Origin of the sequence: Roseibium sediminicola (genome assembly GCF_023156505.1) — a bacterium.
Lineage (GTDB): Bacteria > Pseudomonadota > Alphaproteobacteria > Rhizobiales > Stappiaceae > Roseibium > Roseibium sediminicola.
Genome location: NZ_JALNMJ010000025.1, coordinates 74,977 through 85,411, shown reverse-complemented (window position 1 = coordinate 85,411; position 10,435 = coordinate 74,977). Strand labels below are relative to the sequence as shown.

General features: G+C 61.1%; 9 protein-coding genes. 4 read left to right on the top strand and 5 right to left on the bottom strand.

Annotated elements, in window-relative coordinates; translation table 11 throughout:
• Positions 1-176 precede the first annotated feature (176 nt).
• The 4 genes from M0H32_RS25105 to M0H32_RS25090 form a co-directional block, all read right to left on the bottom strand.
• Positions 177-1,325: an ABC transporter permease gene (locus M0H32_RS25105; protein WP_248158979.1), complete on the bottom strand. Its 1,149-nt coding sequence runs from the start codon at positions 1,323-1,325 to the stop codon at positions 177-179.
• Positions 1,322-2,260 (bottom strand): ABC transporter ATP-binding protein, encoded by a 939-nt coding sequence (locus tag M0H32_RS25100; RefSeq protein ID WP_248158975.1) that lies wholly within the window; start codon positions 2,258-2,260, stop codon positions 1,322-1,324. The genes M0H32_RS25105 and M0H32_RS25100 overlap by 4 nt, the downstream gene beginning before the upstream one ends.
• Positions 2,257-3,213 carry an HlyD family secretion protein gene (locus tag M0H32_RS25095; protein WP_248158973.1) on the bottom strand — a complete coding sequence of 319 codons (957 nt, stop codon included), beginning with the start codon at positions 3,211-3,213 and terminating at the stop codon, positions 2,257-2,259. The genes M0H32_RS25100 and M0H32_RS25095 overlap by 4 nt, the downstream gene beginning before the upstream one ends.
• A gap of 508 nt (positions 3,214-3,721) precedes the next feature.
• On the bottom strand, positions 3,722-4,426 hold the full coding sequence (locus M0H32_RS25090) for a ParA family protein (protein ID WP_248158970.1): 705 nt from the start codon (positions 4,424-4,426) through the stop codon (positions 3,722-3,724).
• Positions 4,427-4,795: 369 nt separating this feature from the next.
• Here M0H32_RS25090 and M0H32_RS25085 point away from each other — a divergent pair, with 369 nt between their 5' ends.
• Entirely contained in the window at positions 4,796-5,701 is a 906-nt protein-coding gene (locus M0H32_RS25085; RefSeq protein ID WP_248158968.1) for an alpha/beta fold hydrolase, read from the top strand.
• A 273-nt stretch (positions 5,702-5,974) separates the two neighbouring features.
• Complete coding sequence (locus tag M0H32_RS25080) at positions 5,975-7,609, top strand: hypothetical protein (protein ID WP_248158966.1); 1,635 nt, start codon at positions 5,975-5,977, stop codon at positions 7,607-7,609.
• A 69-nt stretch (positions 7,610-7,678) separates the two neighbouring features.
• On the opposite strand, the gene M0H32_RS25075 is transcribed toward M0H32_RS25080, so the two are convergent.
• Entirely contained in the window at positions 7,679-8,602 is a 924-nt protein-coding gene (locus tag M0H32_RS25075; protein ID WP_248158957.1) for a LysR family transcriptional regulator, read from the bottom strand.
• A gap of 227 nt (positions 8,603-8,829) precedes the next feature.
• Between M0H32_RS25075 and M0H32_RS25070 the strand changes: the two genes are divergently transcribed.
• Both M0H32_RS25070 and M0H32_RS25065 read left to right on the top strand, forming a co-directional pair.
• Positions 8,830-9,606 carry a class I SAM-dependent methyltransferase gene (locus tag M0H32_RS25070; protein WP_248158954.1) on the top strand — a complete coding sequence of 259 codons (777 nt, stop codon included), beginning with the start codon at positions 8,830-8,832 and terminating at the stop codon, positions 9,604-9,606.
• Positions 9,607-9,646: 40 nt separating this feature from the next.
• On the top strand, positions 9,647-10,297 hold the full coding sequence (locus tag M0H32_RS25065) for a class I SAM-dependent methyltransferase (RefSeq protein ID WP_248158952.1): 651 nt from the start codon (positions 9,647-9,649) through the stop codon (positions 10,295-10,297).
• Positions 10,298-10,435 lie beyond the last annotated feature (138 nt).

The following is a 10,435-nucleotide window of genomic DNA, read 5'->3' as shown; positions in this document are numbered from 1 at the left end:
GAAACAGGCGATCATCGCCTGCACCAGGAAGCTCCTGACCATTCTCAACGCCATGGTCAGAGACGACAAGGAATGGCAGCCTATGATCACATAACAAACACGGTTGCTTCGAGACGGACCTGACGGTCCTCCTCAGGATGACGCTCTGGAAAAGAGAAAGAAGCCGAAAAAAAAACTCAATCCAGCCGCTTCTTGAACCTGAGCGCGGCGACGACCATGCCGATGACGAAGAAGCCGATCATCCAGAGCACGTCGCGGTGCAGGTCGAGGAGACTGGCGTCGCGCAGCACAAAGCCGCGGATCATGCGCATGAAATGGGTCGCCGGGAAGGCTTCGGCGATATATTGCGCGATCACGGGCATGCCCTCGTAAGGGAACATGAAGCCCGACAGCAGGATCGACGGCAGCAGCACGAACACCGTCATCTGGGTCGCCTGCAGCTGGCTCTGGGCGATGGTCGACAGCACCAGGCCGAGCGACAGGCTGGCGCCGATGAAAAGCAGCGTACCGACGAAGAGATCCACCGTCTTGTCGCCGAACGGCACGTTGAAGAGGATGTGGCCGAGCCCCAGAATGATCACGGTCTGAAGCAGGCCGATGAAGATATAGGGGATGATCTTGCCGATCATCAGCTCGATCGACCGCACGGGCGTGTTGATCAGCATTTCCATGTTGCCGCGCTCGCGCTCGCGCACGATGGCTGCGGAGGTGAACATGATCATGGTCATGGTCAGGATGATGCCGACCAGGCCGGGCACGATGTTGATCGCCGTGCGCTGTTCCGGGTTGAAGAAGAGGGCGACCTCGAAGGTCGGTGTTGCCCGGTTCGGAGCCTGCCGGTTGAGCTCGGCGAGCGGCATGTTGCGTAGCGCCTTGATCGAGCTGGCGATCATCGTGTCCGAACCGTCGACGATCCATTGCGCCACGGGGCGGCTGGTCTCCTCGTTCGTGGACGGCGGCGTGCCGAGGCCGACCGCGGGCGAGCGGGCCACCCGCTGGGACAGGTCGTCGGGCAGGATGAACGCTGCCCGTACCCGCGCCGCCTTGATGGCGTCCTCGGCCTCTTCAACAGTGACATAGCGCTCGGTGACCTTCACCACCCGGGTCGCCTCGACCATCTGGATCAGGATGCGGCTGAGACCGGTCTGGCTCTGGTCGACGACAGCGACCGGAATGTCGCGCACATTGGTGTTGATGGCATAGCCGAACAGGATCAGCTGGATCAGCGGGATCATGATCACCATGCCGAAGGTCATACGGTCGCGGCGGAGCTGCGCCAGTTCCTTGGAAAAGATCGCGGCAATGCGGGAGAGCGGGCGGATCATTGGCGGCCTTCCCCCGTCGCTGTCACGAAGACATCCTCCAGGTTCGGCCGCACCTGTTCGATCAGGCTGGCCCCATTGGTCTCAGGCTTGGCTTTGAGGAATTCCGCCGGGTCGGTGATTTCCTGCCTGACAAGTACCCGCAGCCTTGCGCCGAGCTGGGCGGCGGCCATGATGCCGTCGCTGCCAAGCAGATGCCTGCGGATGTCTCTGAGATTGGGACCCTCGATCTCGACCACATTCGCCCCCATGGCGTTCATCAGGTCTTTTGGCGCGCCATCTGCCCGTTTCTGACCGGATTCCAGGATCGCGATCTTGTGGCAGCGCTCCGCCTCGTCCATGAAATGTGTGGTCACCACGATCGAGGTGCCGCCATCGACCAGGTCGAACAGTTGTTCCCAGAAATGCCGGCGCGATTCCGGATCGACCGCCGAGGTCGGCTCGTCCAGAAAGAGCAGCTGCGGCTCGTGCAGGACGGCGGTCGCGAGCGCCAGGCGCTGGCGCTGGCCGCCGCTCATCTTGCCGGCGAAGCGCTTGCCAAGATCGGTCAGCTCATAGCGTTCCATGACCTCACCGATGCGCTGTTTGCGCTTTTTGCCGGACAGCCCGTAGATGGTCGCCATGAAATTGAGATTTTCCAGCACCGTCAGGTCGCCATAGAGCGAAAAGGTCTGGGTCATGTAGCCGATCCGGTATTTCAGTGTTTCCGCGTCCTTGGGCACGGACAGGCCGAGCACCTCGACCGTGCCTTCGGTCGGGGTCAGAAGTCCTGTCAGCATGCGCATGGCGGTGGTCTTGCCGCAGCCGTTCGGACCTAGAAAGCCGTAGATCATGCCGCGCTCAATGGTGAGATCCAGCCCGTCGACGGCGCGGAAGCCCTTGAAGCTCTTCACCAGGCCTTCGGCGCGGACGACGATATCGCCGTTGTCTCCGGTCACGGCAGCACGACCTGGGCCGGAACGCCGTTGGGCAGGTCCTTGGCGCTGTCGGGCAGCTGCACTTCGGCGACATACATCAGCCGGGCCCGTTCCGACTGGTTGAGCGCGTAGTAGGGGGTGAACGAGGCCTCGGAACTGATCCAGCGCACGGAGCCCTCGATCGGCGTGTCCAGTCCGTCGATCCTGACCTGCAGCTTGTCGCCCTCGTTGATCTTGATCCTGTGGGGTTCGGGCACATAGACCCTGGCATAGGGCGCGTCGCCCGCCAGCATCACCGCGACCGGGCTGCCGATGGTGACCCGTTCGCCGAGGTTCCAGGGCAGGTTGTCCAGCACGCCGTCACGCGAGGCGGTGATGGTCAGGTCGGAAAGGATCTTCTGCTGGGTGGCAAGGCTGGCCTCGGCCGCATTCAACTCGGCCTTGGCAATGGCGAGATCTTCCGGCCGTGTTCCGGCGACCAGTTCCTTGAGCTCCTGTTCGGCGCTCTGCAGGCTGGCCGTGGCGGCGTCCCGGCTGGCCCGGGCACTGTCTAGCTGGGCCTGGCTGGACGTGCCGCGGCCGGTCAGGTCGTTGAAGCGCTTGAAGGTGGCCTCGGCCTCGACAAGCGACGCCTTGGCGCCGGCGACAGTCGCCCTTGCCTTGGCGATGTCCTCGGCGCGGGCGCCGTTCTGCAGCTTTTCCAGGTTTGACTTGGCTTTCTGGACCTCGGCCGTCGCCTGGTTGACGATGGCCTGCTGCTCGGCCGGGTCCAGCTGCGCCAGCACCGTGCCCTTCTTGACGAAGGTGCCCTGGGCGACGGGCAGGTCGATCAGCACCTCGTTGGCGGTCGCCGTCAGCGCCACCCGGTCGCGTTCAAGATTGCCGAGCGCGATGTTGCCGTCCTCGCCATTGCAGGCGGCAAGGAGCAGACAGGCAAGGCCGGTGAGGGCGGGGCGGGTGAAGAGCGCGCGCATGATGGTCTCCCGATAGATCAGCCACCTCATGCAGAGGCGGTTGAGTCGGTTGAAACTCTAACGCGACTTCGCCGAGAGGGCTATCGGAAGGCGAGAATGGTTGTAATTTGAGGCTGTTGCGACAACTCCGATCGTCATCCTGGGGAAGCGCGTCAGCGCTGTCTCGAAGGATCCGGCCACTTGCTCCAGCATGCGCAGCCGATCCTTCGAGACGCCGCTGAAGCGGCCCTCAGGATGACGACAAAGTGAGTGGATAGGCCAAACGCAAAGCGAGGAGAGCTTGGCTTTCAAGTCCTGAAAACCTCGATTTCGTCCTCCCGGGCGCAGCGCAGCGAAGACCCGGGACCGGGGAGCCGGGCGGTCGGCGGGGACGAATTGGTTCCAGAAGCTTGTGCCTCCCCGGTCCCGGCTCGCGCTGCGCTTGGCCGGGAGGACGATGGTGAAGACATGTCCTGGAAATACAAAAGCCGGGCAGGGCCCGGCTTTGAAGATCCTCGTGGTTTTTCCGTCAGCTGGCCCGCTTGAAGACGTTGTACCAGCGTTTTTTCGGTACGGTGATCGCCCGCTCCAGCACCTCGGCGGCGTAAAGCGCGGCGTTTTCCCGTGCCTTGGCAACACCGCTGACGACCGACGGATCGAGATCGGCGAGGCCGCCGCCGAATTCCATCATGTCGCGGAAGGCGGCGCGTTCGACGATCGGCGTCATCAGGACGTCGATGTTCTGGGCCGCGAGGAAGTCCTGCACCGCCTTCATGGCACGGGTGGTGACCGCGGCATTGGTGCGGGTCAGCACTACGCAATGCTTGATGTCGTGGCGGACGATCTTTTCCAGCTTCTTGATCAAGGTCAGGATCTTGGCGCCGCCGCGGGCGTCCATTGACGAGCCCTGGATTGGCACCACCACCAGGTCGGAGACCGACAGCGCGTTGGCGACGATCAGGTTCTCCGTGCCTTCCAGATCGACGATGACATAGTCGGAGGTTTCGGCCGCATAGGTGATCTGTTCGGTGATCGAGGCTGGTGAGACTTCGCTGACAACGCTGATGCCCGGACGGGACTTCGGCAGCTCGAACCACTTGGAGATCCATTTTTGCGGATCCGCATCGAAGATGGTGACGCGTTTTCCCCGTGCCGCGACTTCTGTCGCCAGCAGCAGGGCGGCCGTGGTTTTCCCGGCGCCGCCCTTTGCGTTTGCGAAGGAAATGACTGGCATCTTGGCTCTCCTGACCTTGCCGTGCATTGTCTGAACGAGTGGCTTCTCGGGCCTTATCTCACTGTCACTCTTCGTTTTTATGGTTACCAAACCCTTAAATTCGCATTTTGCGAGGAGGTTATTCAGAGGGCGGACGGCACTTGTGGATAAAACGGGCGGTTTGTCTTGGTACAATTTGCAGGGGTGCTGAGAAACGGTTTGACGTGGCTTGGCTTCTGCTATCCCGTCCTGCCGGCATTTCCGAAGCCGGGGGCTATCGGCGGAAATCCGCACCGGGTTTTGATAAGCGGCCAATTGCATGGTCGCGGGACGCCGCTTAGGTTATGGCTAATCTGACACGCATGATTTGCCAGACCCGAAGGACGATCCATGTTGCCCCGGTTTTTCACTCTCCGACCTTTCGGTCTCGCCAGAACGGTTCTGCTCGGCGCCGCCATTGCCCTGGCCGGCGTGACCATGGCCCAGGCGGAGATGCTGAAGCCCTACAAGGACCGGCTGTTCCGCTACAAGAAGATCCAGGAAACTCTCTATGACGGCGATTTCCTGGTGGTGGAATATTCAAAGCAGCGCGACCTGCGCGACCGGGACGAGGTCGACGAGCGCCGGGTCTACGGCAATTACGTCTCCTACAAGCCCAAGCGCGGCCGCGGCAGCGCCGAGCTGAAAGCCAACGGCCGGACCATTGAATATATGGGCACCGGCAAGTGGAAGGGCGGGGCGAATGCCATCGTCATCTATATTCACGGCCAGGGCGGCAACCGCTTCCAGGGCATGAACGATGTTTCCTTCGGCGGCAATTTCAACCGCGTGCAGAACCTGATGGTCCGCAACGGCGGCGCTTATCTGACCGTCGACATCACACATTTCGACAAGCGCGGCACGGCCGATGTCGCCGCGCTGATCCAGTATCAGAAGCAATTGTCGCCGCGCGCCAAGGTGGTGGTCGCCTGCGGCTCCATGGGCGGCATCATCTGCTGGAACCTGGTGCGCGACGGCAATTACGCGCAGATGCTCAGCGGCATCATGCTGCTCGGCTCGCCCAAGGACCCGAATTTCCTCGGCTCCAGCGCGCTCCGGCGCAACGTGCCGATCTATATGGGCCAGGGCACGCTCGACCAGGTCTATGACTGGGAAGACCAGGCCAATTTCTTCAAGCAGATCAAGCAGCGCGCCCCGAACTACCCGATCAAGTTCACCCTCTTCGACACCGGCACCCACGGCACCCCGATCCGCATGACCGACTGGCGGCTGGTGCTGAACTGGATGCTGAGGTGAGGTGACGTCGCCTGAGCGAGCGCCATAGTCTTCGCTTTATTGCCCTTCCTTTTCGTAAAGCCTGCCACTTGCCTCTGTTAGACCTGAACGGTTGGCGCACTTGTCGCTATCATTGGTGCTTGTAGGATTTTAATGTTGCACCTGCGTAAGTTTCGTTTCAGGCTGTTGGCCGGACAGTTCGTCTGTTTCGTTTGAGCGTGGTCGGAAGAGGCCAGCTTTCAGCGGCCTGGTTCTCAGCGTGGATGCGATTGCACGTATTTCGGGGGCATTTTCATGTCGGATTATTTTGATCTCGGGTCTTATACCCGCCCCGTGAGTTCCGATCCGGTCGCACAGACCTGGTTTGACCGCGGCCTTGTCTGGTTGTTCGCCTATAACCACGAGGAAGCAATCGTCTGTTTCGAAAAGGCGGTAGCGGCCGATCCGGCCTGTGCCTTGGCCCATTGGGGCATCGCCTATGGCATTGGCCCGAATTACAACAAGGCCTGGGAAGTGTTCACGCCGGAAGAAAAAGCACCGGCCCTTGCCCGGGCCCATGCGGCTCTCGCGGCAGGACTGGCGCTTCAGGATACCCGGCCGGTGGAGCGCGCCCTTCTCGAAGCGCTGGCGTCGCGTTACCCGACCGACCCGGGGATCGAGGATTATCAGCCCTTCAATGACGGTTTTGCCGCGGCGATGAAACCGGTCTACGAAGCCAACAGGGATGATCTCGACATCACCTGTTTCTACGCCGAAGCTCTGATGAACCGCACGCCCTGGCAACTCTGGGACTTTCACACCGGTGTGCCCAACCCCGAAGGCTCCACGACGGAGGCCGTTGCCGTTCTGGAACGGGCCTTTGACGAGGTTCCGGGTGCCTGGGACCATCCCGGCCTCCTGCACATGTATATCCACCTGATGGAGATGTCGCCGCACCCTGAAAAGGCGCTGCGCCACGGCGACCGGCTGAAGGACCTTGTGCCGGACGCCGGTCACCTTGTGCATATGGGCACTCATATCGATGTCCTGTGCGGCGAGTACCAGAACGTCCTTTACCGCAATCTCGCGGCGGCAAAGGTGGACGACAAGTTCAAGGTCTATGCGGGGGCGGCGAATTTCTATGCGCTTTACCGCATTCACAACCTGCATTTTGCGTTTTTCGGAGCCATGTTCCTGGGGCAGAAGGCAGCGGCGGTGGACGCCGTTGCGCGCCTGCGCGAAGAAGTCCCCGACGAGGTTGTCCGGTCCTATCCAGACATCTTCGAGACCTTCGTGGCCGCCGCACCGCATGTCTATATCCGGTTTGGCATGTGGCAGGAGATCCTTGAGCTGGAACAGCCCAGGGACAAGGAGCTCTACGTCACGACCAATGCGTTGATCTTTTATGCAAAGGCCGTGGCTCTCGCCAATCTCGGCCGTCACAAGGAGGCCGAGGCGGCCATGGCCGAGTTCACGGCTGCCTATGCGGCGGTGCCGGACACACGAATGCTGTTCAACAATTCGGCCCGCGATGTTCTTGCCGTGGCGGACGAAATGATGCAGGGCGAGGTCGCCTTCAAGGCCGGACGCCAGGAAAAGGGGCTTGCACATTTGCGCAAGGCCGTCGAACTGGATGACGGCCTGGAATACGAGGAGCCCTGGTCCTGGCCGCAGCCGACGCGCCACGCGCTCGGTGCTCTGCTGATGGAAGCCGGCGCGTTCGACGAAGCCGAGGCGGTTTATCGTGCGGATCTGGGTCTTGATGGCAAGCTGCCCCGTCCGAGCCAGCATCCACGCAATGTCTGGGCGCTGCATGGCCTGCATGAATGCCTGGTGCGCAGAGGCGAGACGGTTGAGCTGCCTCATGTCAAGCTGCTGCTGGATCAGGCGATCGCCCGTGCCGACATCCCCATCCGGGCGAGTTGTCTTTGCAGGGCCAAGGTGGCCTAACAGCCGGTTAATGTGAAATTCCCGGCGGATAACTCGCAGATCGGCTCTGGATTTAACAAGCCCGAGAACTCAGCAAAAGGTGTCGTCGTCGACGACGGTCAGGTCTACAGCGAGAAGGCCCTCTGCCAGGTGATCGAACACCGTGCGAATGCGCCTGCTTGTGTGCAATTCACGGTGGGTCACAAGCCAGATGGGAAAGGTGACTGGTTCGGAGTCCTTGAATGCGGGCACGACCTCCGGGCAGCGGTTGGCAATCTCGTCGGCCATGATGCAGATCCCCATGCCGTCCCGGACGAACTGCCAGGCAACGACCCCGCTGGGGGAGCCGAGCCTGATGTGGCGTTCGGTGACATCAAGGCCGAACGCCTTGAGATGGCCGGCCATTTCCTCGCTGTTGCCGAAGCCGATGTAATCGAACCGGTGCGCGTCTTTTTTGAGTTGCTTGCCGCCAAATTTCTCAAGATAGGACCGCGCGGCATAGATGCGCGCGGGCGCCTCGCGCAGCTTGCGGGCATAAAGATCCGGGTGATCGGGTTGCACGTGGCGAATGGCGATATCGGCTTCCCTGCGCCGCAGGTCGCTGAGGCTGTTGGTGCACAGGATCTTGATCTCGAGACCGGGAGCCTTTTCCCTGAGCTCGGCCAGAATGTCTGGCAGGACGTGGGTTGCCAGGAGGTCGGTTGTCGAGATGGTCACAAGGCCCTCTACCTGCTGGGACTGGCCGGAGGCCGCGAGCGATACACGGCTCGCGGCGTCCCCCATGCTGCGCACATGTTCGGCGAGCTCGACACCCGCCTCGGTCAGGACAAGAGACTTCGAAACCCGTTCGAACAACGTGACACCAAGGGTTTCCTCCAGCGCTGCTACTTGCCGGCTCAGCGTCGGCTGCGTCAGGCCGAGCGCCCGGGCCGCGGCAGACAACGACCCTTCCTCGGCGGTCACGAGAAACGCGCGGGCCTGGTTCCAGTCGAAGGTTATGCTCTGCCAGTTCATGCAAAAATGTATATCATCCAGGCGAATTTCCGCAATTTATATTCATTTATTTAGGGGGTATCTGGGGCTGGAAAGGATCGCCCGATGAGCTCTCAATCACTGACACTGCAGCTTCTCAAAACCGGTTTCTCCGTTTTGTGTTTCCTTGCGTCCCCAACCGGTGGACGGAACGTGGGCCGCGGCTTCCTGGAGATGATCGGCCTGCGCAACCGGGGGAGCGGCCAGAAGTGACGCCGGACATGCAGAAACCGAAGATACCCGTCTTCGAGCGCTGGTTCGGAACCTGGCAGATTGCCGTGAGCCGGCGTGGCTATTCGGTGGATGATCTGCGTCAGGCCTATGATGACGAGGCGTCGATGTGGACGGGAAAGCTGACGAAGCTCGGCTTTCTCGAGGCTTACCAGCATTTGATGACCAGCTTTGCAAAGGGTGGCAGCACCGTCGGTGGCGCCCCGCTGCGCGTTCTCGATTGCGGGGTCGGTACCGGTGCCTTGTCCAGGGCCTTTGCAAACGAGATGACCGACGTATTCGACCTTTCTGTCGTCGACATTTCACCGAGCATGCTGTCTGAGGCGCAATCCAACCTGGCGGCGCTTCCGCGTCGCTTCGAGGGACGGATTGCGGACATTCAGGACCTGCCATTCCCGGACGCGTCTTTCGACCGGGTGATCTGTGCGCACACGATAGAGCATCTTGCGGGACCGGAGGCGGCAATCAGTGAGATGTGCCGGGTGCTCAGGCCGGGCGGCAAGCTGCTGTTGGTCCTGACCCGGAAGTCGGCGTTCGGAACCTACATTCATCTCAAGTGGCGCACGCAGCGCCTTGATCCAGGGGTGGTCAAGACGTGGCTGGGGCACCACGGGCTTGGCGATCTTGAAGAATTGCCGGTAGGTCAGCGTGCGTGGACACGGCTCTGGAGCACGGCAATCGCCGGGAGGAAAACCAACGCAGGACACCAGTCACTGCAAGACAACACGGATGCATCGTTTCGGCGAACAGCATGATATGGAAAGAGACACCATGGCCATCACATGGACGAATGACATGACACCTTCGACAAGATTCTGGGACAAGGCAGCGCGTAAATATGCCGCGTCGAAAATCAAGGATCAGGCAGCCTACGAGAAAACGCTCGAACGAACCATAGAGCACCTGGGACCGGAAGACCGCGTTCTGGAACTTGGGGCCGGTACCGGATCGACCGCGCTTCTTCTGGCAAAGAACGTGAAGTCCTACCTGTCGACGGATTTCGCACCGGGCATGATCGAGATCGCCAACGAGAAACTGGCGAGCGAGAGAAACAGCGGTGTTCCGCATGAGGGGCTCAGTTTCCTGACGGCGGACGCGTTCGATGAACGCGTTCAGCTGCCCGACGCGCAGGGCGATGGCTATGATGCGGTCCTGGCCTTCAATTTCTTCCACCTCGTGGAAAATCCTGACGACCTGCTGGCACGGGTACGCGATTTGCTGAAACCCGGCGGGCTCTACATTTCCAAAACGGTTTGTCTCAAGAAACGGGCATGGCTGTTCGGTCCGCTGATCAAGATCATGCAGCTCTTCGGCAAGGCTCCCTATGTCAGTCTGTTCTCCTTCGAAGAGCTTGAGGAAAGGCTTCGCCGCGCCGGGTTCGAGATCATCGAGACCGGTACCTATCCGGCGCCTTTCAGCCGCTTCGTGGTAGCCCGCAAGGTGTGAGGCTAGGCGGCTGTCTAAAGTGGGCCCGGCGAGGCCCGGCGCGATCGGTCAGGATAAGAATTAAATCGATTTAGGTATTGCGTTTCTGCGGCTTGCGGAGCAGGGGTACAGGTGCTAGATGTGACGCGCCTGCCTGCT

Coding starts and splice junctions, on each gene's coding strand:
- M0H32_RS25105 (WP_248158979.1), bottom strand. CDS start 1,325: ATGATCCGCCCGCTCTCCCGCATTGCCGCGATCTTTTCCAAGGAACTG.
- M0H32_RS25095 (WP_248158973.1), bottom strand. CDS start 3,213: ATGCGCGCGCTCTTCACCCGCCCCGCCCTCACCGGCCTTGCCTGTCTG.
- M0H32_RS25090 (WP_248158970.1), bottom strand. CDS start 4,426: ATGCCAGTCATTTCCTTCGCAAACGCAAAGGGCGGCGCCGGGAAAACC.
- M0H32_RS25085 (WP_248158968.1), top strand. CDS start 4,796: ATGTTGCCCCGGTTTTTCACTCTCCGACCTTTCGGTCTCGCCAGAACG.
- M0H32_RS25080 (WP_248158966.1), top strand. CDS start 5,975: ATGTCGGATTATTTTGATCTCGGGTCTTATACCCGCCCCGTGAGTTCC.
- M0H32_RS25075 (WP_248158957.1), bottom strand. CDS start 8,602: ATGAACTGGCAGAGCATAACCTTCGACTGGAACCAGGCCCGCGCGTTT.
- M0H32_RS25065 (WP_248158952.1), top strand. CDS start 9,647: ATGACACCTTCGACAAGATTCTGGGACAAGGCAGCGCGTAAATATGCC.